Origin of the sequence: Citrobacter sp. TBCS-14, assembly GCF_005280805.1 — a bacterium.
Taxonomy (GTDB): Bacteria; Pseudomonadota; Gammaproteobacteria; order Enterobacterales; family Enterobacteriaceae; genus Citrobacter; species Citrobacter gillenii.
This window is the reverse complement of sequence record NZ_SZWM01001020.1, coordinates 42,938-67,345: the sequence shown is the minus strand read 5'-3', so window position 1 is coordinate 67,345 and position 24,408 is coordinate 42,938. Positions and strand designations below refer to the sequence as shown.

Annotated in this window: 23 protein-coding genes and 1 pseudogene; 11 read left to right on the top strand and 13 right to left on the bottom strand. The window is 53.3% G+C overall.

What is annotated here, in order from left to right:
• Position 1: 1 nt before the first annotated feature.
• Positions 2-787 carry a methylmalonyl-CoA decarboxylase gene (gene scpB / locus FDX22_RS23030; RefSeq protein WP_096755778.1) on the top strand — a complete coding sequence of 262 codons (786 nt, stop codon included), beginning with the start codon at positions 2-4 and terminating at the stop codon, positions 785-787.
• Positions 788-811: 24 nt separating this feature from the next.
• The gene (locus FDX22_RS23025; RefSeq protein ID WP_115257529.1) at positions 812-2,278 is read left to right on the top strand and encodes an acetyl-CoA hydrolase/transferase family protein; all 1,467 of its coding nucleotides are present in this window, start codon (positions 812-814) and stop codon (positions 2,276-2,278) included.
• Here the strand turns inward: FDX22_RS23025 and FDX22_RS23020 are convergent.
• The 7 genes from FDX22_RS23020 to epd all read right to left on the bottom strand — a co-directional run bounded on the left by FDX22_RS23020 (position 2,275) and on the right by epd (position 9,419).
• Complete coding sequence (locus FDX22_RS23020) at positions 2,275-3,171, bottom strand: LysR family transcriptional regulator (protein WP_115257528.1); 897 nt, start codon at positions 3,169-3,171, stop codon at positions 2,275-2,277. The genes FDX22_RS23025 and FDX22_RS23020 overlap by 4 nt on opposite strands.
• Before the next feature lie 121 nt (positions 3,172-3,292).
• On the bottom strand, positions 3,293-4,039 hold the full coding sequence (locus FDX22_RS23015; RefSeq protein ID WP_115257527.1) for an oxidative stress defense protein: 747 nt from the start codon (positions 4,037-4,039) through the stop codon (positions 3,293-3,295).
• A gap of 93 nt (positions 4,040-4,132) precedes the next feature.
• Positions 4,133-4,768 carry an arginine exporter ArgO gene (gene argO, locus FDX22_RS23010; protein WP_096755774.1) on the bottom strand — a complete coding sequence of 212 codons (636 nt, stop codon included), beginning with the start codon at positions 4,766-4,768 and terminating at the stop codon, positions 4,133-4,135.
• Positions 4,769-4,958: 190 nt separating this feature from the next.
• Positions 4,959-5,819 carry a small-conductance mechanosensitive channel MscS gene (locus FDX22_RS23005; protein WP_096755773.1) on the bottom strand — a complete coding sequence of 287 codons (861 nt, stop codon included), beginning with the start codon at positions 5,817-5,819 and terminating at the stop codon, positions 4,959-4,961.
• A gap of 191 nt (positions 5,820-6,010) precedes the next feature.
• Positions 6,011-7,090, bottom strand: a complete 1,080-nt coding sequence (fbaA, locus tag FDX22_RS23000; RefSeq protein WP_096755772.1) for a class II fructose-bisphosphate aldolase — start codon at positions 7,088-7,090, stop codon at positions 6,011-6,013.
• Positions 7,091-7,187: 97 nt separating this feature from the next.
• On the bottom strand, positions 7,188-8,351 hold the full coding sequence (gene pgk, locus FDX22_RS22995) for a phosphoglycerate kinase (RefSeq protein WP_096755771.1): 1,164 nt from the start codon (positions 8,349-8,351) through the stop codon (positions 7,188-7,190).
• A 48-nt stretch (positions 8,352-8,399) separates the two neighbouring features.
• Positions 8,400-9,419, bottom strand: a complete 1,020-nt coding sequence (epd, locus tag FDX22_RS22990; RefSeq protein WP_096755770.1) for an erythrose-4-phosphate dehydrogenase — start codon at positions 9,417-9,419, stop codon at positions 8,400-8,402.
• A gap of 375 nt (positions 9,420-9,794) precedes the next feature.
• Here epd and FDX22_RS22985 point away from each other — a divergent pair, with 375 nt between their 5' ends.
• Genes FDX22_RS22985 through FDX22_RS22965 form a run of 5 tightly spaced genes read left to right on the top strand, consistent with a single transcriptional unit; the run spans position 9,795 to position 12,849 of the window.
• Complete coding sequence (locus tag FDX22_RS22985; protein ID WP_115257526.1) at positions 9,795-10,220, top strand: PPC domain-containing DNA-binding protein; 426 nt, start codon at positions 9,795-9,797, stop codon at positions 10,218-10,220.
• A gap of 24 nt (positions 10,221-10,244) precedes the next feature.
• Positions 10,245-10,823 (top strand): ECF transporter S component, encoded by a 579-nt coding sequence (locus FDX22_RS22980; RefSeq protein ID WP_096755768.1) that lies wholly within the window; start codon positions 10,245-10,247, stop codon positions 10,821-10,823.
• Entirely contained in the window at positions 10,824-11,531 is a 708-nt protein-coding gene (locus FDX22_RS22975) for an energy-coupling factor transporter transmembrane component T (protein WP_146717838.1), read from the top strand.
• Positions 11,519-12,196 carry an ABC transporter ATP-binding protein gene (locus FDX22_RS22970; protein WP_146717837.1) on the top strand — a complete coding sequence of 226 codons (678 nt, stop codon included), beginning with the start codon at positions 11,519-11,521 and terminating at the stop codon, positions 12,194-12,196. Before FDX22_RS22975 ends, FDX22_RS22970 begins: the two co-directional genes overlap by 13 nt.
• Positions 12,190-12,849, top strand: a complete 660-nt coding sequence (locus FDX22_RS22965; protein ID WP_146717836.1) for an ABC transporter ATP-binding protein — start codon at positions 12,190-12,192, stop codon at positions 12,847-12,849. The genes FDX22_RS22970 and FDX22_RS22965 overlap by 7 nt, the downstream gene beginning before the upstream one ends.
• Before the next feature lie 52 nt (positions 12,850-12,901).
• Here the strand turns inward: FDX22_RS22965 and tkt are convergent, their stop codons facing one another.
• The gene (gene tkt, locus FDX22_RS22960; protein WP_096755758.1) at positions 12,902-14,893 is read right to left on the bottom strand and encodes a transketolase; all 1,992 of its coding nucleotides are present in this window, start codon (positions 14,891-14,893) and stop codon (positions 12,902-12,904) included.
• A gap of 279 nt (positions 14,894-15,172) precedes the next feature.
• Between tkt and FDX22_RS22955 the strand changes: the two genes are divergently transcribed.
• A complete protein-coding gene (locus FDX22_RS22955) occupies positions 15,173-15,931 on the top strand; it encodes a M48 family metallopeptidase (RefSeq protein ID WP_096755757.1) in 759 nt (252 codons plus the stop codon).
• 110 nt (positions 15,932-16,041) lie between these two features.
• On the opposite strand, the gene speB is transcribed toward FDX22_RS22955, so the two are convergent.
• The 4 genes and pseudogenes from speB to FDX22_RS32500 form a co-directional block, all read right to left on the bottom strand.
• A complete protein-coding gene (gene speB, locus FDX22_RS22950) occupies positions 16,042-16,962 on the bottom strand; it encodes an agmatinase (RefSeq protein ID WP_096755756.1) in 921 nt (306 codons plus the stop codon).
• 142 nt (positions 16,963-17,104) lie between these two features.
• Complete coding sequence (speA, locus tag FDX22_RS22945) at positions 17,105-19,081, bottom strand: biosynthetic arginine decarboxylase (protein WP_146717835.1); 1,977 nt, start codon at positions 19,079-19,081, stop codon at positions 17,105-17,107.
• 8 nt (positions 19,082-19,089) lie between these two features.
• On the bottom strand, positions 19,090-19,221 hold the full coding sequence (gene yqgB, locus FDX22_RS22940) for an acid stress response protein YqgB (RefSeq protein WP_115257520.1): 132 nt from the start codon (positions 19,219-19,221) through the stop codon (positions 19,090-19,092).
• 185 nt (positions 19,222-19,406) lie between these two features.
• Positions 19,407-19,508 (bottom strand): annotated as a pseudogene (locus FDX22_RS32500) (hypothetical protein); the annotation flags it as partial.
• Between the two features lie 419 nt (positions 19,509-19,927).
• Here FDX22_RS32500 and metK point away from each other — a divergent pair.
• The 3 genes from metK (at position 19,928) to FDX22_RS22925 (ending at position 23,457) form a co-directional block, all read left to right on the top strand.
• On the top strand, positions 19,928-21,082 hold the full coding sequence (gene metK, locus FDX22_RS22935) for a methionine adenosyltransferase (protein WP_115257519.1): 1,155 nt from the start codon (positions 19,928-19,930) through the stop codon (positions 21,080-21,082).
• 380 nt (positions 21,083-21,462) lie between these two features.
• Complete coding sequence (galP, locus tag FDX22_RS22930) at positions 21,463-22,857, top strand: galactose/proton symporter (RefSeq protein ID WP_096755752.1); 1,395 nt, start codon at positions 21,463-21,465, stop codon at positions 22,855-22,857.
• A 78-nt stretch (positions 22,858-22,935) separates the two neighbouring features.
• Positions 22,936-23,457, top strand: a complete 522-nt coding sequence (locus FDX22_RS22925) for a SprT family zinc-dependent metalloprotease (RefSeq protein WP_146717834.1) — start codon at positions 22,936-22,938, stop codon at positions 23,455-23,457.
• A gap of 12 nt (positions 23,458-23,469) precedes the next feature.
• Here the strand turns inward: FDX22_RS22925 and FDX22_RS22920 are convergent, their stop codons facing one another.
• Positions 23,470-24,345: a dihydrodipicolinate synthase family protein gene (locus FDX22_RS22920; RefSeq protein ID WP_146717833.1), complete on the bottom strand. Its 876-nt coding sequence runs from the start codon at positions 24,343-24,345 to the stop codon at positions 23,470-23,472.
• Positions 24,346-24,408 lie beyond the last annotated feature (63 nt).

Here is a 24,408-nt window from a genome sequence, read left to right as displayed (position 1 = left end):
TATGTCCTATCAATACGTCAACGTCGTCATCATCCAGAAAGTCGCGGTCATTGAATTCAACTATGCCCGCAAGCTTAACGCCTTGAGCAAAGTGTTTATTGACGATCTTATGCTGGCGCTGAACGATCTCAATCGTCCAGAAATTCGCTGTATTATTCTGCGCGCACCGAGCGGGGCCAAAGTGTTCTCTGCTGGACATGATATTCATGAACTCCCTACCGGACGTCGCGATCCGCTGTCCTATGACGATCCGCTGCGCCAGATCACCCGCATGATCCAAAAGTACCCGAAACCTATTATCTCGATGGTTGAAGGCAGCGTCTGGGGCGGTGCATTCGAGATGATCATGAGTTCCGATCTCATCATCTCTGCCGAGACCTCGACGTTCTCGATGACGCCGGTCAATCTCGGCGTGCCGTATAACCTGGTGGGTATTCACAACCTGACCCGTGATGCGGGTTTTCATATCGTCAAAGAGCTGATTTTCACCGCTCTACCGATTACCGCCCAGCGCGCGCTGGCGGTAGGTATTCTCAACCATGTGGTCGCCGTCGACGAGCTGGAAGATTTTACTCTGCAAATGGCGCATCACATCTCAGAAAAAGCGCCGCTGGCGATTGCCGTGATCAAAGAAGAACTGCGCGTGCTGGGCGAAGCGCACACCATGAATTCCGATGAATTTGAACGCATCCAGGGCATGCGCCGTGCGGTTTACGACAGCAATGACTATCAGGAAGGGATGAATGCGTTTTTAGAAAAACGGAAACCGAATTTCGTCGGCCATTAATCGCGGTCAGCTAAAGGAAAAGCCATGAAACGGATGAGCGCCGAACAGGCGGCAGAAATTATTCAGCATGATGATATGGTGGCGTTCAGCGGCTTTACACCTGCGGGTTCACCAAAGGCGTTACCCGCAGCGATTGCCCGGCAAGCCAGCGAACTGCATCAGGTCGGGCAGCCTTTTCAGATCCGCCTGCTGACCGGCGCGTCAATTAGCGCTGCCGCAGATGACGCGCTCTCTGAGGCGGATGCCGTTTCCTGGCGCGCGCCTTATCAAACCTCATCAGGCCTGCGTCAGAAAATTAATCAAGGCCAGGTGCGGTTTGTCGATCTCCATCTCAGTGAAGTCGCACAGATGGTTAATTACGGCTTCTTTGGCGAGATTGATGTTGCTGTTATAGAGGCCTCAGCCATTGCGCCGGACGGCAGGATCTGGCTGACCAGCGGGATCGGCAATGCGCCAACCTGGCTGCTACGGGCGAAAAAAGTCATTATTGAGCTGAATCATTATCACAATCCACGCGTAGCGGAACTGGCCGACATTGTGATACCAGGCGCGCCGCCGCGTCGTAACAGCGTCCCCATTTTTCATACCATGGATCGCATCGGCAGCCAGTGCGTCCAGATAGACCCGAAAAAAATCGTCGCTCTGGTGGAAACGAACCTGCCCGATGCCGGCAGTGCGTCGGATAAAACCAATCCGCTCTGCCAGCAAATTGCCGATAACGTGGTGAGCTTTCTGCTGGCGGAAATGGCGCACAAACGTATTCCACCTGAGTTTCTTCCCTTGCAAAGCGGCGTCGGCAATATTAATAACGCGGTGATGGCGCGGCTGGGCGAGAATCCGGAAATTCCCCCCTTTATGATGTACTCCGAGGTACTGCAGGAGTCGGTCGTAAATCTGCTGGAAACGGGCAAGATTACCGGTGCCAGCGCCTCCAGCCTGACGATTTCCGCCGCCTCACTGCAGAAGATATATGCCAATATGGATTTCTTCGCCAACCGCATTGTGCTGCGCCCGCAGGAGATCTCCAATAACCCGGAGATCATCCGCCGCCTGGGGGTGATTGCGCTGAATGTCGGCCTGGAGTTTGATATCTATGGTCATGCCAATTCCACGCATGTTGCAGGGGTAAACCTGATGAACGGCATCGGCGGCAGCGGGGATTTTGAGCGCAACGCCTATCTGTCTATTTTTATGGCCCCGTCGATTGCCAAAGACGGGAAAATCTCGACGATCGTCCCGATGTGCAGCCACGTCGATCACAGCGAACACAGCGTCAAAGTAATCGTTACCGAACAAGGGATTGCCGATCTGCGTGGGTTATCGCCGCTGCAACGAGCGCACACCATCATCGACAACTGCGCGCACCCGCTGTACCGCGACTACCTGCATCGCTATCTGGAACAGGCACCCGGCGGGCATATTCATCACGATCTCAGCCACGCATTTGATCTGCACCGCAACCTGCTCGAAACAGGATCAATGCTGGGTTAATCTGCCGTACCGTCACGATCTTCAGCAATATGCTGGAGCATCGTGGCGGTATAACGATGATTTTTCAGCGAATAGAGAAATTCCTGCATGTACATCGGGCTGCCGGGCGCATCAAAATATTTCAGCGTTGCCGGATTCACCAGCCGCCAGGCAAAATGGGGGATCACCGTCAGAAAATGTCCGCGCTCCACTGCACTCACCTTAGCCATAAAGCTATATGGACGATAGATAATGGTTGGATTGATCCCACTGGGCCGCATGTAGGCATCCAGCATGGCTTCAAAATTGGCGCGGTTCTGGAAGCGCATTTGCAGCCAGGGTAATTCCCGCAGCAGATCCTGAGGCTGCTTTTCTTCGTAACGGCGGGACACCAGGAACCCCAGGCGCAGGGGAGGCAGTTCGCTCACCGCCAGATTTTCCAGCTCCTGAACGCGCGAAGAAACATGCTGCGGCGAAATAATAAAATCCAGCTGTCGGTCGAACAGATTATCAATCACCCCATTCTCACTGAATTCAACGGCCTGAGCCGTCACGCCTTCATATTTATCACCAAGGCTAATCAACTGGTCGAAAATGATGGTCGGATAGGTATTATCGATGCCAATAACGATTTCACGCGAACGACGCGAGGAAGTATGGATTTCGTTATCAATGGCGGACAAACGCTGATAGACGGGAAACAGTTTTTGATACAGCTCCTGCCCGGCTTTGTTGAGACTGATGTTGTTGTCTTTACGGGTAAACAGCGTATAGCCGATTTGATCTTCCAGTGCAGCAATGCTTTTGCCAAAGGGCGATGCGGTCATGTGGATTTTTTCTGCTGCTCTGGCGATATTATTGGTTTGCGCCAGCAGAATAAAATTACGCATCTTTTTCGAGATAAAAATATCCATAGTCACCTCATAAAATCACTATGGCATATCCTCATGCAGCCCCAAAAAAGACGCACGACGCGGTCGCATTTTTACAGTTGATCACATAAAAAACCCGGCTGAAAAGCCGGGTCTGAAAAGATTACTGCGTTTTGGCAGGTGTTGCCGCTGGCTGACTTGCCGCAGGCTCTATCTGGAAGACCACATCGACCTGATCGTCAAACTGAATGACCGGCTGCTCGTAGGTTTCCTGCGCCGATGCTGCAGGCGCTGCGTCGGCTTTCATCATCCGTACCATTGGGCTTGGCTGATAATTCGACACGTGGTAGCGCACGCTGTAAACCGGGCCGAGTTTGCTGTTAAAGCCCGCCGCCAGTTGTTCAGCCTGATGAATCGCATCATCAATGGCCGCTTTACGCGCTTTATCTTTGTAGGCATCCGGCTGGGCAACACCCAGCGACACTGAACGAATCTCGTTCAGACCCGCTTTCAGCGCGCCATCCAGCAGCGCGTTGAGTTTGTCCAGTTGACGCAGAGTCACCTCAACGGTGCGCACCGCACGATAGCCTTTAAGTACGCTTTTACCATTCTGGTAATCGTAATCCGGCTGGGTACGCAGGTTTGCAGAGCTGATGTCTTTTTTCGCTATCTGGTTTTGTTCCAGGAAGGAAAGGTATTGCGCGACGCGTTCGTCAGCCTGTTTCTTTGCTGAGGCCGCATCCTTTGCCGCCACGTTGACTTCAATTGCCAGCGTCGCAATATCAGGTGTCGCGTCCACGCTTGCCGTTCCGGAAGTCACGATGTGCGGTCCATTCGGCAATTCATTTGCCTGTACTGAGAGTGCACTGAATCCGACTAATGCCGCCAGGGCCATTATTTTGAACTTCACTGTCGTTCCTCCATGTTTCATTATTTACCCCGAAACTCAGGGCGCATGCAGGCAAGCTTAGCGGATCTCAGCCTGTTGTCCATCAGACAACACTTAGTTGAACAGCGCATCTACGTGCGCAACGCCTTCTTTTGCCAGTTGAAAAGCAATAAACCACATCACGAGTCCCACCAGCGTATTGATGATTCGTTGTGCTTTGGCGGTGCGCAGACGCGGCGCCAGCCAGGCCGCCAGCAGCGCCAGGCCAAAGAACCACAGGAACGATGCGCTAACAGTACCCAGAGCAAACCAGCGCTTCGGCTCGACGTCCAGTTGACCGCCAAGACTGCCCAGCACCACGAAGGTATCGAGATAGACATGCGGGTTAAGCCACGTCACCGCCAGCATCGTAGCGATAATTTTCCAGCGCCCCTGCTTCATCACCTCGGCACTGGCCAGCTCCAGATTACTGCTCATCGCCGTTTTTAACGCGCCGAAACCGTACCAGAGTAAGAACGCCACGCCGCCCCAGGTTACCAGCGCCATCAGCCATGGCGATTGCATCAGCAAGGCGCTGCCGCCAAAGATCCCCGCGCAGATCAGCAGTAAATCGCTGATGGCACAAAGTAAGGCGATCATAATGTGATACTGGCGACGAATACCCTGATTCATCACGAAAGCATTTTGCGGACCGAGCGGAAGTATCATCGCTGCGCCAAGCGCAAGCCCTTGAAAATAATATGATAACACGTTGAATATCCCAAACTGTTTCTCTTAAGCGCAGACTATAACGCGGGATAATCATTAGCGGAAATTGATAATATTAATCAGGTATAAGAGGAATTAATACCCGGAGGGAAAACGCCGGATGGCGGCTGACGCCTTATCCGGCCTACAGGTTTTGTAGGCCCGGTAAGCGGTAGCGCCACCGGGCTCGTGATTATTCTGCCGCGTTTGCTTTCACGCGCTTGAAATTCACATCCATTTGCGGATACGGGAAGCTGATGCCGTGAGCATCAAACTCACGCTTAATGCGTTCCAGTACGTCCCAGTAGACGCTTTGCAGATCGCTACTGTTGCTCCAGACGCGCACCACGAAATTAATCGAGGACGCCCCGAGCTCATTCAGGCGCACCGTCATTTCACGGTCTTTCAGGATACGCTCGTCAGACTGAATGATATCGGTGAGGATTTGTTTAACCTGGTCGATATCAGAGTCATACGCCACCCCAATAATAAATTCGTTGCGACGAACCGGTTCACGAGAGAAGTTAATGATATTACCGGCAATGATTTTCCCGTTGGGGATCACCACAATTTTTCCGTCTACGGTACGCATGGTGGTAGAGAAAATCTGCACATTGAGCACGGTACCCGCTACGCCGCCAAGATCGACATATTCGCCTGCGCGGAACGGACGGAACATCACCAGCAGAACGCCTGCGGCGAGGTTAGACAGCGAGCCTTGCAACGCCAGACCGACGGCTAAACCGGCGGCACCGAGCACGGCGATAACAGAGGCTGTCTGCACGCCCACGCGGCCCAGCGCAGCAATCAACGTAAAGGCAATAATACCGTAACGCACCAGCGCAGAGAGAAAATCAGCCACGGTCGCATCAATTTGACGCGCCACCATCACACGGTTAATGGTGTTGGACACAACCCGAGCCACAATCATCCCGATGATGACAATAGCGATAGCCGCAACGATGTTGACGGCATAGCTCAACAGCAGCTCCTGGTTACGCACCAGCCAGGTACCCGCACCGTTTATGCTGTCGACAACATTCAAATCTTCCATTCACTATTCCTTTTTTGCTTACCCAAACGGGAGAAAGAAAGCCGCCCCACCGGGACGGGCAATTTGACAAGGGTAAACAATAAACGCCATTTTTGCCAAATAGATCACATAATTCTCTGTCGACTACCGCGAGAAATGACAATAAAAAAGGCCCGCATTTGCGGGCCTGATGTCACGTTGAACGGCGTAAATTACAGAACGTCAACCGCGTTCAGTTCTTTGAAAGCCTGTTCCAGACGGGTGATCATGGTTGCCTGACCAGCACGCAGCCATACGCGCGGATCGTAGTATTTCTTGTTCGGCTGATCTTCGCCTTTCGGGTTACCCAACTGACCCTGCAGGTAAGCTTCGTTTGCTTTGTAGTAGTTCAGAACACCTTCCCAGGTCGCCCATTGGGTATCGGTATCGATGTTCATTTTCACTACGCCGTAGCTTACGGAGTCTTTGATTTCCTGAGCAGTAGAACCGGAACCGCCGTGGAAGACGAAGTTCAGGCTGTTGTGCGGCAGGTTATGTTTCTTAGAAACATAGTCCTGAGAGTCACGCAGGATAGTCGGGGTCAGAACCACGTTACCTGGTTTGTACACGCCGTGTACGTTACCGAAGGATGCCGCGATAGTGAAACGCGGGCTGATTTTGCTCAGCTCGGTGAACGCGTAATCAACGTCTTCTGGCTGGGTGTACAGTGCAGAAGCGTCCATGTGGCTATTGTCCACGCCGTCTTCTTCGCCACCGGTGCAACCCAGTTCGATTTCCAGAGTCATGTCCATTTTGGACATGCGCGCCAGGTATTTGGAGCAGATTTCGATGTTCTCTTCCAGAGACTCTTCCGACAGGTCGATCATGTGAGAAGAGAACAGCGGTTTGCCGGTTGCTGCGAAGTGTTTTTCACCCGCGTCCAACAGACCGTCGATCCACGGCAGCAGTTTCTTCGCGCAGTGGTCAGTGTGCAGGATAACCGGAACACCGTAGTGTTCAGCCATCTGGTGAACGTGATGCGCACCAGAGATAGCACCGAGGATTGCCGCGCCCTGAGGAACGTCAGACTTCACGCCTTTACCCGCGATGAATGCAGCGCCACCGTTGGAGAACTGAACGATTACCGGTGCTTTAACTTTTGCAGCGGTTTCCAGAACGGCGTTGATGGAGTCGGTACCGACGCAGTTAACGGCTGGCAGTGCAAAGTTGTTTTCTTTTGCTACCTGGAAAACTTTCTGTACGTCGTCGCCAGTGATGACGCCCGGTTTTACGAAATCAAAAATTTTAGACATGTTACGTAGTCCTGTATCTGTATCTTCGACCGTTGAAGAAGGTTCGCGAGCGTTTAAGCGCGCTGAAAAACAGGCGGGTCACCCCGCCTGAACTGAATTACTTCTTAGCACGCTCTTCGAGCATGGCTACTGCTGGCAGAACTTTGCCTTCCACGAACTCGAGGAATGCGCCGCCACCAGTGGAGATGTAGGAGATTTTGTCAGCGATGCCGAACAGGTCGATAGCCGCCAGGGTGTCGCCGCCGCCAGCGATAGAGAATGCTTCGCTGTCGGCAATGGCGTTAGCCACGATTTCAGTCCCTTTGCGGAAGTTCGGGAATTCAAACACGCCAACCGGGCCGTTCCACAGAATGGTTTTTGCATTCTTCAGGATTTCAGCCAGTTGCTGTGCAGATGCGTCACCGATATCCAGGATCTGCTCGTCTTCTTTCACGTCGTTAACAGATTTCAGCGTTGCAGGCGCAGTTTCAGAGAACTCAGTTGCTACGCGAACGTCAGCCGGTACCGGGATGTCGCAGAGAGTCAGCAGGCGCTTGGCTTCATCAACCAGGTCTGCTTCGTACAGGGATTTACCCACGTTGTGGCCTTGCGCGGCAACGAAGGTGTTGGCGATACCACCGCCGACGATCAGCTGGTCAGCAATTTTAGACAGAGAGTCCAGAACGGTCAGTTTGGTAGAAACTTTAGAACCACCAACGATAGCAACCATCGGACGAGCCGGTTCTTTCAGAGCTTTACCCAGTGCGTCCAGCTCAGCGGCCAGCAGCGGACCCGCGCAAGCAACGTCAGCGAATTTCGCGATACCGTGAGTAGAAGCCTGCGCACGGTGAGCCGTACCGAAAGCATCCATGACGAATACGTCGCACAGTGCAGCGTATTTTTTAGACAGTGCTTCGTCGTCTTTCTTCTCGCCTTTGTTAAAGCGAACGTTTTCCAGAACCACCAGTTCACCGGCTGCAACGTCAACGCCGTCGAGGTAATCTTTTACCAGACGAACCGGGTTAGACAGTTTGTCTTTCAGGTAGTTAACAACCGGCAGCAGAGAGAATTCTTCGTTGTACTCGCCTTCGGTAGGACGACCCAGGTGGGAAGTTACCATCACTTTTGCACCCTGTTTCAGGGCCAGTTCGATGGTCGGCAGAGACGCACGGATACGCGCATCGCTGGTTACTTTCCCTTCTTTAACTGGTACGTTCAGATCCGCACGGATAAAAACACGTTTACCAGCAAGATCCAGATCGGTCATCTTAATTACAGACATGGTGAATCCTCTCGTTGATTCTTAAAGTTTTGCAAGCGCTCACGCGCCTTACCTGAAACCAATAGCAGCCATCGCTAACGTTGTGTCGAGCATGCGGTTAGCAAAGCCCCATTCATTATCGCACCAGACCAATGTTTTGATCAGGTGAGCACCACTTACGCGCGTTTGCGTACCATCAACGATGGCGCTGTGCGGGTCGTGGTTAAAATCTACAGAGACCAACGGTAATTCCGTATAGTCAACTATACCATGAAATGCACCTTGTGCTGCTTTTTGCAGCAACTGGTTGACTTCACTCGCTTTTACTGGTTTTTTCACCGTCACGCTTAAGTCGATCGCCGTCACATTTATGGTCGGTACACGCACCGCAATCGCTTCAAAACGATCGTTAAATTGTGGAAAAATTCGTGTGATCCCCGCCGCCAGTTTGGTATCAACGGGAATAATCGACTGACTGGCTGCTCGCGTACGACGCAGGTCGGGATGATAGGCATCAATAACCTGTTGATCGTGCATCGCGGAGTGGATCGTCGTAACGGTGCCGGACTCGATGCCGTAAGCATCATCCAACAATTTAATAACGGGAATAATGCAATTCGTGGTGCAGGAGGCGTTGGAAACGATCCGGTCTTCAGCGCGCAGCTGATCCTGATTAACGCCAAACACAACGGTTGCGTCGATGTCGTGACTACCAGGATGTGAAAAGAGCACTTTTTTTGCACCTGCGGCAATATGCGCTTCGCCGTGTTCGCGGCTACCGAAGACCCCCGTACAGTCCAGCACGACGTCAACACCCAGTTCGCGCCACGGAAGCGCATCGAGTGTTCGCTCATGCAGAATGCGAATCGCGTCGTCGCCAACAATGAGCTGGTCGCGTTCCTGGCGAACATCCCAGGCAAAACGTCCATGGCTGGTGTCATATTTCAACAAATGCGCCATGCCTTCAGCACTCGCCAATTCGTTGATGGCCACCACGGTGATTTCCGCCCGACGCCCGGATTCATACAAAGCACGAACCACGTTGCGCCCGATGCGACCGAAACCATTAATCGCTACGCGTACGGTCATAGGTCTCCTGCAAGGATTTCTCAGAAACGATGTGGCTGACAGAGTAATGCAGCAAATCGCTCAGGGAAACCTTACCTGTCGCAAACTGCGACTGTTTGATTAATTGTCGAACATTTAATCGACTGAAACGCTTCAGCTAGAATAAGCGAAACAAGGAATAAAAGGAATGATTGTCCAGCAACAGAACACCGTTATCTGACTTACATCACATTTTAACGCTCTGCCCCGCTAAATTTATTCCATATTCCTGAATTGCGAATAAGCGTAGCAAGATTATTTCGTTGCCGTGTCACAAATCCTGATTTATATCAGAAAGCACCCTAGCCAGCGTCTATATTATCAGCGCTACGTCCGAGTCTCGGAGTCCCTCAACCTATGGTCACATACTCTCCTCACGCCTCTGCAGCTCGCTTTCATGCGCTGCGTTTACTCCCTGGCCAGGAAGTCTTTTCCCGACTGCACGATTTTATCCAACAGCATCAATTACATGCCGCCTGGATTGCCGGTTGTACCGGAAGTTTAACCCACGTTGCCTTACGCTTCGCGGGTCAGGAAGAAACCACATTGCTCACCGGCACCTGGGAAATTATCTCCCTGAACGGCACGCTGGAACTGACCGGCGAGCACCTGCATCTTGCGGTTTCTGACCCACAGGGCGCGATGTTGGGAGGCCACATGATGCCGGGCTGTACCGTGCGAACCACGCTGGAACTGGTGATTGGCGAACTCACAGAGCTGGCGTTTAGCCGTCAACCTTGTGTCGTTTCCGGCTATGACGAACTGGTTATCACATCCCGTTAACGCTTCACTTTAAAGAGGTTTTCTATGGCGCGTCGCCAATTTTCCAGCCAGTCACTGGTACTGATTGTTATTGCCATTGCCATCAATATGGTCGGTGGACAGCTCATCAGCATGGTGAAACTGCCTATTTTTCTCGACTCCATCGGCACCATTATCAGCGCGGTGCTATTAGGCCCGATTGTGGGAATGTTAACGGGATTACTCACCAACCTGCTGTGGGGATTACTCACCGATCCGATCGCTGCCGCCTTCGCGCCGGTAGCCATGGTTATCGGGCTGGTCGCAGGATGGCTAGCACGAGCAGGATGGTTTCGTACCTTACCGAAAGTGGTGATCAGCGGCGTGATCATTACCCTGGCCGTCACTGTCGTTGCCGTGCCTATCCGCACCACCTTGTTTGGCGGCGTGACCGGCAGCGGCGCTGATTTATTTGTTGCCTGGATGCACTCGGTTGGCGAGGGTCTGGTTGAGTCGGTGGCTGTCACGGTGATTGGCGCCAATCTGGTAGATAAAATTCTCACCGCCGTGATTGTTTGGGTACTGTTGCGCCAGCTTCCATTGCGCACCACACGTCATTTTCCAACGATGTCTGCTGTGCGCTAAATGCACCCGTTTACCTCGTTAACCCTGTGGGCGCTGGCCGCATGTTCCACATTGCTGCTACCCGCGGGAATACCGCTTACCGTTTACAGCACGGTCGTGTTCCTGTTCTTACTGTGTATGCCAGCCACGCGTCCCCGGGCGAAATATGTCGTCTGGTTGATGGTGCCCCTGGGCGTTGGATTGTGGCTGGTCCACGGTGGCTGGTTGACCGAATGGATAAGCGGACAACCGCGCACGCCACAACGGTGGGCCGATGCCATCACGCTGTGGCTGCGGATCCTGGCAATTGTGTCAACGTCACAGCTGTGGATGCAGTACGTGCCGGTATCGCGGTTTATTCGCGCCCTGTTTGCCTCCCGCCTGCCACCCGGCGTTGCCTACCTGTTTGCAGGCCCGCTGCTGGTTGTTGAGCAACTCAAACGCCAGTTGGCGATTATTCACGAAGCCCAGCGCGCGCGCGGCGTGCCGTTGGACGAGCACTGGTATCAACGGCTGCGCGCCATGCCAGCGCTGATCGTGCCACTCACGCATAATGCGCTTAACGATCTGGTGGTTCGCGGGGCGGCACTGGACATGCGGGCCTTTCGTTTGCATCGCAGACGCACAACGTTATGGGCACCGGAGGACAGCACCTTACAACGCATTGCCCGCTACACGATGGTACTCGCCATGCTGGTCGAAACAGGAGTGTGGATATGGTTACGCTAGAGCAGTTTCGCTATCTCCCGACGCACGCCACGCGCCCACCAGCCTGCTTTGACTTCCACTATGCAGAACCCGGAATGGTGGCAATTTTCGGTGATAACGGCAGCGGAAAAAGTACGCTGGCACAGCTGATGGCAGGCTGGTACCCCGATTTTCTTCCCGGAGAGATTGAAGGGAAAGGAAAGTTGCTGGGAAATCCTGTCGGACAACTGTCACTCGTCGAGCAGTCGTGTACCATCCAACTGGTGCAGCAATCGCCTTATCTGCAGCTTTCTGGCTGCACATTCAGCGTGGTGGAAGAAGTGGCATTCGGCCCGGAGAACCTCTGCCTGCAGGAGGCTGAAATTATGCGTCGAATTGACGCCGCACTCACACTGACGGAATGCCAGTCGTTGCGCCATCGCCATCCAGGAACGCTTTCCGGCGGAGAAACACAGCGGGTGGTCATTGCCAGCGCGCTAGCCATGCAACCCAGAATATTGATTCTGGATGAAGCATTCAGTCGTCTGACGGCGCAGGCCACCAGTATGTTGCTGGATCGGTTGCATCAATGGGCGCAGGAACAACAGGCGTTGATTGTGCTTTTCGAACGCGACCACACCCCTTTTATCAGCCATTGTCAGCAGGCATGGCAACTGCGTGACGGAGCGCTATCCCCACAATGCTAACGCTTAACCAGGTGACGTATCGCTGGCCGAATGCCTCTTATAACTGCCTGCACAACATCTCGCTTAATCTTAACGCCGGTGAATGGCTGGCGCTGACGGGCGATAATGGCGCGGGAAAATCCACGCTGCTGCGCATCATGGCGGGCCTTCTGCCCCCCTCATCTGGCACGATAACCTTGAGTGACAGATCGATTGCGCAACTGAAAAACCGCGAAAGAGCTAAGGTGCTCGGCGTATTGTTTCAGGAAGCCGAAAACCAAATTTTTCACAGCAAGGTCGTAGAGGAAGTCGCCTTTGGATTGCGACTGCAAAAGCATCCCGCCGCAGAGGTTGCGCAACGCACTGCAGCAGCCCTGCAGTTATGTCAGTTAGCGGACGTCGCCGACGCTCATCCGCTGGATCTGCACACCGCGCAACGACGTATGGTCGCCGTCGCCAGCCTTGAAGCCATGGCACCGGCCCTTCTCCTGCTTGATGAACCGAGCCGGGATTTTGATGCACACTGGCTGGCGATATTTGAGAACTGGCTCGCGGTGTGCCGCGCACGAGGCACTAGCGTGATCGCGATCAGCCATGACGTTGCATTTACGCAGCGTCATTTTTCTCGCGTAGTGCGCCTTGAAACGGGTCAGCTACGCCAAGAAAAAATCTGACGCACAATAAAAAGGGCCGCCTGAGCGACCCGTTATACCGTTGTAATCGTAATTACAGCAGTTCTTTGGCTTTCGCAACCACGTTGTCTACGGTGAAGCCAAACTCTTCAAACAGCAGCTCAGCCGGAGCAGACTCACCAAAGGTGGTCATACCGATGATAGCGCCGTTCAGGCCCACGTATTTGAACCAGTAGTCCGCGATACCCGCTTCAATTGCCACGCGAGCAGAGACAGCTTTCGGCAGCACGGATTCGCGATAAGCGGCATCCTGCTTGTCGAATGCATCGGTAGACGGCATGGAGACCACGCGCGCTTTAACGCCTTCCGCCGTCAGTTTGTCCCATGCAGCCACCGCCAGTTCAACTTCAGAACCGGTAGCAATGAAGATCAGCTCAGGCTGGCCAGCGCAATCTTTCAGCACGTAACCACCGCGTGCGATGTTTGCCAGCTGCTCTTCAGTACGCTCCTGCTGTGCCAGGTTCTGACGGGAGAGGATCAGCGCGGTCGGACCGTCCTGGCGCTCAACACCGTATTTCCACGCTACCGCAGATTCAACCTGGTCACATGGACGCCATGTGCTCATGTTCGGGGTCACGCGCAGAGAAGCAACCTGCTCTACCGGCTGGTGAGTCGGGCCATCTTCGCCCAAACCGATGGAATCGTGGGTATAGACCATCACTTGACGCTGTTTCATGAGTGCCGCCATACGCACCGCATTACGGGCATATTCAACGAACATCAGGAAGGTAGAGGTGTACGGCAGGAAACCACCGTGCAGCGCGATACCGTTAGCGATAGCGGTCATACCAAATTCACGAACACCGTAATGGATGTAGTTACCAGCAGCGTCTTCGTTAATGGCTTTAGAACCAGACCAGATAGTCAGGTTAGATGGGGCGAGGTCAGCGGAACCACCGAGGAATTCTGGCAGTAAAGGACCAAACGCTTCAATAGCGTTCTGGGATGCTTTACGGCTGGCGATTTTGGACGGATTGGCCTGCAGTTTAGCAATGAACTCATTCGCTTTCGCATCGAAGTCAGATGGCATTTCACCTTTCATACGACGGGTGAATTCAGCGGCTTCCTGCGGGAAGGCTTTCGCATAAGCAGCGAATTTCTCGTTCCACGCCGCTTCTTTAACCTGACCTGCTTCTTTCGCATCCCACTGTGCGTAGATTTCAGACGGGATTTCAAACGGCGCGTATTTCCAGCCCAGCTGCTCGCGGGTCAGTGCAATTTCTGCGTCGCCCAGCGGTGCACCGTGAGAGTCGTGGGTGCCAGCTTTGTTCGGGGAACCGAAACCGATGATGGTTTTGCACATCAGCAGGGACGGTTTGTCGGTCACTGCGCGGGCTTCTTCTACTGCGCGCTTAATCGCATCAGCATCATGGCCATCAACGCCACGCACCACGTGCCAGCCGTAAGCTTCGAAACGCTTCGCGGTGTCATCAGTGAACCAGCCTTCAACGTGACCATCGATAGAAATACCGTTGTCATCGTAGAACGCAATCAGTTTGCCCAGCTTCAGCGTACCAGCCAGAGAACATACCTCGTGAGAGATACCTTCCATCATGCAGCCGTCGCCCATGAAGGCGTAGGTGAAGTGGTCAACAATGTCGTGACCTGGACGGTTAAACTGCGCCGCCAGCGTTTTTTCAGCGATAGCCATACCCACCGCGTTAGCGATGCCCTGACCCAGCGGACCGGTAGTCGTTTCCACACCCGCGGTATAACCCACTTCCGGGTGACCCGGCGTTTTGGAGTGCAGCTGACGGAAGTTCTGCAGCTCAGACATCGGCAGGTCGTAGCCGGAGAGGTGCAGCAAACTATAAATCAGCATTGAGCCGTGACCGTTTGACAGCACGAAGCGGTCACGGTCAGCCCAGGACGGGTTATTTGGGTTGTGGTTCAGGAAATCACGCCACAGGACTTCGGCAATGTCAGCCATACCCATCGGGGCACCCGGATGACCGGATTTGGCTTTCTGTACTGCGTCCATGCTCAGCGCACGAATAGCATTGGCAAGCTCTTTACGTGAGGACATTTTGACTCCAGATCGGATAATGAAGGCTGTGCCCGGAACGACTTGACGACAGAGCGTTTTGGGCTACGCCGGAAAAAAGTGCCAACAATGTAACCCAAGCCGCGTGCCATGTACATGGAGCATCCTTTTACCGCTTCAGAAATCTCTGGATCCTGCACGCATGTTGCGCAATCTTCTCGCCCGCTTGTTGTTCTTTTCTTTATACTTAGGTTGAGCGTCGCATTACCTGCAAACGACGCATTTTTTAGAATAATCCTGACTTCGTGCGGAAGAGAAAAAATGAAAATTCGCGCTTTACTGCTTGCTATGAGCATGGCAACGGCATTGACCGGCTGCCAGAATATGGACTCCAACGGACTACTTTCATCTGGCGCAGGTGCTTTCCAGGCCTACAGTCTGAGCGATGCTCAGGTCATCGCGCTGAGCAACCAAGCCTGCCAGGATATGGACAGCAAAGCGACCATTGCTCCTGCCAGCAGTGAATATACCAAACGACTGAGCAAAATCGCCGCTGCGCTAGGCGATAACATCAACGGCCAGCCGGTGAATTACAAAGTCTATGTGGCGAAAGACGTTAACGCGTTTGCGATGGCAAATGGCTGCATCCGCGTGTACAGCGGCCTGATGGATATGATGACAGATAACGAAGTTGAGGCGGTTATTGGTCACGAAATGGGCCACGTTGCGCTGGGTCACGTGAAGAAAGGAATGCAAGTTGCGCTGGGAACCAACGCCGTGCGTGCCGCAGCGGCCTCTGCGGGCGGCATCGTCGGCAGCTTGTCGCAGTCTCAGCTTGGCGATCTGGGAGAAAAACTGGTGAACTCGCAGTTCTCCCAACGTCAGGAATCCGAAGCGGATGATTACTCGTATGATTTGTTGCGCAAACGCGGTATTAATCCGGCAGGCTTAGCCACCAGCTTTGAGAAACTGGCAAAACTGGAAGCCGGTCGTCAAAGCTCAATGTTTGACGACCATCCAGCCTCCGCCGAACGTGCGCAACATATTCGCGACCGCATGAGCGCAGACGGAATCAAGTAATCTTCAAACAGTGCCGGATGGCTGCGTAAACGCCTATCCGGCCTACAGATTCAACAACAATGTAGGCCGGATTAGCGTCAGCGACATCCGGCAAAATTGTCCGAAATCCGTTATTCGCCTTTCTTCGCCGCCTGGATATACAACATCTCCAGTGCCAGCGTTGCTGCTGCCAGCGCGGTGATCTCAGACTGATCGTAGGCCGGGGCCACTTCAACTACATCCATCCCGACAATATTCAGATCCTTCAGGCCACGCACCAGTTTGATCGCACGATCCGACGTCAGACCGCCGATCACTGGCGTACCCGTACCCGGAGCAAACGCCGGATCCAGGCAGTCGATATCAAAGGTCAGGTAAACCGGCATGTCACCGACAATCTGCTTCACCTGCGCAATGATGTCATCCACGCTGCGATCGTTCACCTGGCAGGCATCCAGTACGGTAAAGCCGTTGTCTTTGTCAAACTCGGTCCGAATACCGATCTGCACGGAATGGTTCGGATCGATCAGGCCTTCGTTCGGCGCGGTATAGAACATGGTGCCGTGGTCAAATTCACAGCCGTTAGCATAGGTGTCGGTGTGGGCATCAAAGTGCACCAGCGCCATTTTACCAAAGTGCTTAGCATGCGCGCGCAGCAGCGGCAGCGTGACGAAGTGGTCACCGCCGAAGGAGAGCATGCGCTTGCCGGCAGAAAGCAGCTTTTCAGCATGCGCCTGCAATTTTTCACTCATTTCACGCGCATCGCCAAACGCATACACCAGATCGCCGCAGTCCACGACGTTCAGACGTTCACGCATGTCAAAATTCCACGGGAAGCGGTTGTGCTCCCAGGCCAGATTGGTCGACACCTGACGGATCGCTGCCGGACCATGACGCCCACCCGCACGACCAGACGTCGCCATATCAAACGGTACGCCGGTAATAACCCAGTCGGCATCGCTGTCGTAGGGCTGGAAATTCATCGGCAGACGTAAAAAACCAAAGGCGTTAGAAACCAGGGAGTTGTCGTATTGATGACCTAAGGTGCTCATGTACTGACCTCTTATAAAATCGGTTAAAAAAAATCCCCTCCGCGTCGTTAAGCCCGACGAGGAAGGGATTGATTTACGTGACTACGTGTATGGGCGAATTATCGCCGCTAATTTGTCCAGGTTCAAGCGACCCAGAACAACCTTACTCGTCTTCGAGATAGGTATAGCCGTACAGTCCAGCCTCGAACTCTTCGAGGAACTGCTGTTGCAGCGCATCGTCCAGATCGGTCTGTTTAACCTGATCGCGGAAGTGGGTCAGCAACGTTTTTGGATCCAGCTGCACGTACTGCAACATGTCCGCGACGGTATCCCCTTCATCAGACAGCTCAACTTCAACGCTACCATCCGGGAAGACAAATACGTCGACCGCTTCGGTATCGCCGAACAGGTTGTGCATGTTGCCAAGGATTTCCTGGTACGCACCAACCATAAAGAAGCCCAGCATCGGCGGGTTCTCAGGATCGTACTCCGGCATCGGCATGGTGGTAGCAATACCATCGCCGTCAACATAATGGTCAATAGCACCGTCAGAGTCGCAGGTAATATCCAGCAGCACCGCACGGCGCTCAGGGACCTGGTTCAGTCCTTCCAGCGGCATGACCGGGAACAGCTGATCGATCCCCCACGCATCCGGCATCGACTGGAACAGTGAGAAGTTGACGTAAATCTTATCCGCCATACGCTCCTGCAGTTCGTCGATGATCGGACGATGCGCGCGGTTGCTCGGGTCGAGCTGTTTCTGCACGTCATGGCACATGTTCAGATACAGCTGCTCTGCCCACGCGCGCTCATGCAGGCTGAAGGTTCCGGATGAATAGCCAATGTGAACATCGTGCAAATCCATCTGACTGTCGTGCAGCCATTCACGCAGCGAACGACGGGTGCCCGGTTCGTGCATCTCCTGCCAGGTTTCCCACATGCTTTGCAGGGCACGCGGCGCATCGTCAGCCGGAGGCGTAGCTTCGGTGTGTTCGCTACGCTCAACGCCGATGATGTTAGACACCAGCACGGTATGGTGCGCGGTTACCGCACGACCGGACTCGGTAATTACCGTCGGATGCGGCAGACCGTGTTCTTCACAGGCATCGCCAATCGCCCAGATAATATTGTTGGCGTATTCGTTCAGACCGTAGTTGACCGAACAGTCAGACTGCGAGCGTGTCCCTTCATAGTCCACGCCGAGGCCACCACCCACATCGAAGCACTGGATGTTTACGCCCAGTTTGTGCAGCTCAACGTAGAAACGCGCAGATTCACGTACGCCGGTGGCGATATCGCGAATGTTCGCCATCTGTGAACCGAGATGGAAGTGCAGCAATTGAATGCTGTCCAGACGACCGCGTTCGCGCAGAATTTCCACCAGTTGCAGTACCTGGTTCGCCGCCAGGCCGAACTTGGATTTTTCACCACCGGAGGACTGCCATTTACCAGAACCTTGCGAGGCCAGACGCGCACGCACGCCCAGACGCGGGACCACATTCAGCCGTTCGGCTTCATCCAGCACGATCGCGATTTCAGACATCTTCTCAATGACCAGATAGACCTTGTGGCCCATCTTCTCGCCAATCAGCGCCAGACGAATGTATTCGCGGTCTTTGTAACCATTACAGACAATCACGCTGCGGGTCATGCCCGCATGCGCCAGAACCGCCATCAGTTCGGCCTTAGAACCGGCTTCCAGTCCCAGCGGCTCACCGGAGTGAATCAGCGATTCAATCACACGACGGTGCTGATTAACCTTGATCGGATAAACGAGGAAATAATCACCCTTGTAGCCGTAAGATTCGCGGGCGCGTTTGAATGCGGCGTTAATCGAACGCAGACGGTGTTGCAGGATCTGTGGGAAACAGAACAGCGCAGGCAGACGTTGCCCCTGCGCTTCGCGAGCTTTTACCAGCTCGGCAAGATCAACACGTGCTTCCGGGACGTCAGGGTCCGGACACACGCTAATGTGACCGAGTTCGTTGACGTCGTAGTAGTTATTACCCCACCAGGCAATATTGTAGGTACGCAGCATCTTGCTGGCTTCCTGGGAACTCATTGCAACCTCCTGCATGGAGCGTAGTACACCCTGTCCGCCTGCTGACGAAGGCGAACCCATAGAAATGTCGTCAGACATAGCGAACCTCAAATTTTATTAACAAGTGTAAAACAGTTGACTACTATCGCAATCCGAAGAAGCGATAACAACCCATAAACAGGCAGATTTTCCAGCAGATAGTGCTGACGCTCCGACTGTGCGACCGGTTTCTTTATCATTTCATTGTAAACACGTTACCGAACGTAATACTGACAGTTCGGCGAAACCACGAGAAAACTCTTGTTTACCAAGAGCGCCCTTGTTCAGTCCTTAGTGACCGTTACCGGCTCTTGAGTCCTGAGATACGCCGGGATGGGTATACACTTCATCCTTCATGCAGCCTCGACGCAGCATGAATGATTTTATGTATATAACATCGACAGGTATGCAAAGCAGAGATGCAGATTGCGGGGGACATATGCACACCTGAACGGTGTGGCAGATTCAGCAGAATACAACGGTTCATTATCTCGTATCACCTCCACGGTCGCTCCAGACGGAACGAACCCACAAGCCAAAGCTAAAGTGTTAACCCGGCTGGAAGTGGCGACACGATGAAAACGTCGTGTGCTTTTTGTATAAGCCGCGCGCCGCGTTTTATACCGATAAGAGTACGAAAAAGCAAAAGATAAATGCGCGCATTGCCAGCACCGTCAGGAAAAATTTCCAGTTACATTTTCGGTACAATGCGACCGTAGTCAAAAAAAGCTGGAAATCGGGCGAAGAACTGTCCTAAAATAGCCGTCCAGATGTTAATCCATCTATACCGATTAACACTCAGACTGCCAGTGTCCGAAATCTGCAGACTCATGGTAGAATCTTCTACACATGGCTATTCCACTCGACAGTTTGAGCTAACCAAATTCTCCTTAGGTGAAATTAAATATGGCAAAACACCTTTTTACGTCCGAGTCCGTATCAGAAGGGCATCCTGACAAAATCGCTGACCAAATCTCTGATGCCGTGCTGGATGCAATCCTCGAACAGGATCCGAAAGCACGCGTCGCCTGCGAAACCTATGTCAAAACCGGTATGGTTTTAGTTGGCGGTGAAATCACCACCAGCGCATGGGTCGACATCGAAGAGATCACGCGTAATACGGTTCGCGAAATTGGCTATGTGCATTCCGACATGGGCTTTGACGCTAACTCTTGCGCAGTACTGAGCGCTATCGGTAAACAGTCCCCGGATATCAACCAGGGCGTTGACCGGGCCGATCCGCTGGAACAGGGCGCGGGCGATCAGGGTCTGATGTTTGGTTATGCCACCAACGAAACCGACGTGTTGATGCCGGCACCAATCACTTACGCTCACCGTCTGGTACAACGTCAGGCTGAAGTGCGTAAAAATGGTACCCTGTCGTGGCTGCGCCCGGATGCGAAAAGCCAGGTCACCTTCCAGTATGACGATGGCAAAATTGTCGGTATTGATGCGGTGGTTCTGTCTACTCAGCACTCTCAAGATGTTGACCAGAAAACACTGCAAGAAGCAGTGATGGAAGAGATCATCAAGCCGGTACTGCCGACCGAGTGGTTGAGCGCATCGACCAAATTCTTCATCAACCCAACCGGCCGTTTCGTTATCGGTGGCCCAATGGGTGACTGCGGTCTGACCGGTCGTAAGATCATCGTTGATACCTACGGCGGCATGGCGCGTCACGGTGGCGGCGCATTCTCAGGTAAAGATCCGTCTAAAGTTGACCGTTCTGCAGCCTACGCAGCCCGCTATGTTGCGAAAAATATCGTGGCTGCCGGTCTGGCTGACCGCTGTGAGATTCAGGTTTCCTACGCTATTGGCGTGGCAGAACCTACCTCTATCATGGTCGAAACCTTCGGTACCGAGAAAGTGCCAACTGAACAGCTGACCCTGCTGGTGCGTGAGTTCTTCGACCTGCGTCCATACGGCCTGATCCAGATGCTGGATCTGCTGCACCCGATCTATAAAGAAACCGCAGCCTACGGCCACTTTGGTCGCGAACATTTCCCATGGGAAAAAACCGACAAAGCGCAACAGCTGCGCGAAGCTGCCGGACTGAAGTAATTTACTGAATACCCCCGCTTACCAGGACCAGCCTTAAGGCTGGTCTTTTTTTTAGCTGTACCTTAACGTCCCTCTCCTCCCTGACTTTCAATGCAAATGAAAGCGATTACATCCAGTCATTATCATAATGAATTGATTTTACATCCCTTAATTTCTGCATTTTCATTATTGTTACATTACTTTTCAGTATCGTCTTAATTCCAGGCAATCACTCATTTTTCATTTTTATTAAATTGCATATTTTTCAAATAATTAACTTATAACAGCCGTGAATGCCAGTGTAAGCGATTACACTAATGTGATATTAATCTCATTTTTTCACCCCGTACTCACCTACCCTTAACATCAACAAAAATAAGTTACCCAACCTGGAGGGCATCATGCCTGGGAATAAAAAACAGGGGCGTTCCAACAAAGCCATGACATTTTTTGTCTGCTTTCTTGCCGCCCTGGCAGGATTACTTTTTGGCCTGGATATCGGCGTGATTGCCGGTGCATTACCGTTCATCACCGACGAGTTTCAAATTACCCCGCACACTCAGGAATGGGTGGTCAGCTCCATGATGTTTGGCGCAGCTGTAGGTGCTGTCGGCAGCGGCTGGCTCTCCTTCAAGCTTGGACGTAAAAAAAGCCTGATGATCGGCGCGATCCTGTTTGTCGCCGGCTCGCTGTTCTCCGCCGCGGCGCCTAACGTAGAAGTACTGCTTCTCTCCCGTATCCTGCTGGGTCTGGCCGTGGGCGTTGCGTCTTACACTGCGCCACTGTATCTGTCTGAAATTGCACCGGAAAAAATTCGTGGCAGTATGATTTCCATGTATCAGCTGATGATTACCATCGGGATCCTCGGGGCCTATCTATCCGATACCGCCTTTAGCTATAGCGGTGCATGGCGCTGGATGCTGGGCGTGATCATCATTCCTGCCCTGCTGCTGCTGGTTGGCGTGTTCTTCCTACCGGACAGCCCGCGCTGGTTCGCCGCTAAACGTCGCTTCGTCGATGCCGAACGCGTGCTGTTGCGTCTGCGTGATACCAGTGCAGAAGCGAAACGCGAGCTGGATGAAATTCGTGAAAGCCTGCAGGTAAAACAGAGTGGTTGGGCGCTGTTTAAAGAAAACAGCAACTTCCGCCGCGCGGTATTCCTTGGCGTACTGTTACAGGTGATGCAGCAGTTCACCGGGATGAACGTCATCATGTACTACGCACCAAAAATCTTTGAACTGGCGGGTTATACCAACACCACTGAGCAGATGTGGGGCACCGTTATCGTGGGTTTGACCAACGTGCTGGCGACCTTTATCGCCATTGGCCTGGTTGACCGCTGGGGCCGTAAACCGACGCTGATCCTCGGCTTTATCGTGATGGCTATCGGTATGGGCGTGCTGGGCACAATGATGCACATTGGTATCCACTCCGCTGCCGCCCAGTACTTTGCCGTACTGATGCTGCTGATGTTTATCGTTGGCTTCGCGATGAGTGCCGGTCCGCTGATTTGGGTACTGTGCTCTGAAATCCAGCCGCTGAAAGGCCGCGATTTCGGTATCACCTGCTCTACCGCAACCAACTGGATTGCCAACATGATCGTCGGCGCAACCTTCCTGACGATGCTGAACTCGCTGGGCAGCGCCAACACCTTCTGGGTCTACGGCGGCCTGAACGTCCTGTTCATCTTCCTGACCTTGTGGCTGATTCCGGAAACCAAAAACGTCTCCCTGGAACACATTGAACGTAACCTGATGAAAGGCCGTAAACTGCGCGAAATTGGCGCACACGACTAATCACCTGCGGCTTCCTCCCCTCGCGGGGGGAAGCCTGCCTCTTGCAGTCCTTTTCCTGTCGCACTATCCTCTGGCGTTATGAAAACCTCTCGTCTCCCCATCGCCATCCAGCAAGCCGTTATGCGCAGCCTGCGGGAAAAACTTGCCCTCGCCAATCTCAAGCTCGAACGCAATTATCCGGAACCTAAGCTTGTGTACCAACAGCGCGGCACTGCTGCGGGTACAGCGTGGCTGCAAAGCAATGAAATTCGCCTCAACCCGGTGCTGCTGATGGAAAACGTCGAGGCGTTTATCAACGAGGTCGTACCGCATGAACTGGCACATTTGCTGGTGTGGAAGCACTTTGGCCGCGTACCGCCTCACGGGAAAGAGTGGAAATGGATGATGGAAAGCGTGCTGGGCGTTCCGGCCCGGCGTACGCATCAGTTCGAACTGCAATCCGTACAGCGCAAAACCTTTACTTACCGCTGCAAGTGCCAGGAGCATCAGTTGACCGTCCGCCGACATAACCGCATTGTGCGCGGTGAGGCCACCTACCGCTGCGTCCACTGCGGCGAACCGTTGATTCCCGGGCCGCAGGAAAACCCGGCGAAGGCCTGACATCCTCGTTCATCAATCCAAAAAAGATAATGAACTCAACGTTTCCTGCAATAAGATCCTTTCCTCCCCCTTCAGCGTTTGCAGCGGAAAGGGGAGACAAGGCGCAGACACTTTCCCCATCATTTCTGCCACCGTCGCGATCACCCTCAGGCTACCGTGCCGTTGATAAAAGGCCCACAGAGGCTGGAGCGCGCTATCCAGTTGCTGGGTTTTGACGTGATCTCCCGTCAACGCGGCATTGGCTAAAGCACGTGAATAATGCGGGAACAAGCCTGCCAGGACGGAATACCAGACATCGCCTCCGGCTAACAGCCCTGAGGCAGCCTGACCGTCGCCACTGACACCAATAGAGACGCCTGCCGGAAGACTGTTTTTTAGCCTGGTGATCCGTTCAGAGGTGAATGAAGCCAGTTTAATCGAACCAATAGCCGGTAAATTTGACAGCGCGATAAGCAGGGCATCGCTAAATTCAAACCCGGTGGTGGCGGGATTGTCATAAATACATAGCGGCACCGACAGCTCACGAGAGACTCGATCGTACAGATCAAAAACTTCATCCACGTTCAGCCGCTGGTAAGAGACCGGGGCCATCAAAACGCCGCTGACACCCGCCTGCTGCGCATCATCGATAAGGTGCAGAATTTCTTCGACTCGTACGCTGCCAATGCTGGTAATAACGGGGATACCAGATGCCGCCTCAAGCGCTAGCCGGGTAACGCGTAGGCGCTGTTCACGCGTCAGGTAGGCATAGCTCCCGGTTGAACCCAGCACACCGATGGAATCAACGCCGGCACCGGCAATATTCTCAATTAGAGAAAGCCATGTATTTTCATCAACCTCACCCGCCCTCAGCGGCGTAAGCGGAAACGCGCTCAACCCTTTCTTCATCTTTTTTCCCGGTCATTAATTCGATAAAAACGGCTGTTATCTGGGCAATCTGCGCAACGCCCT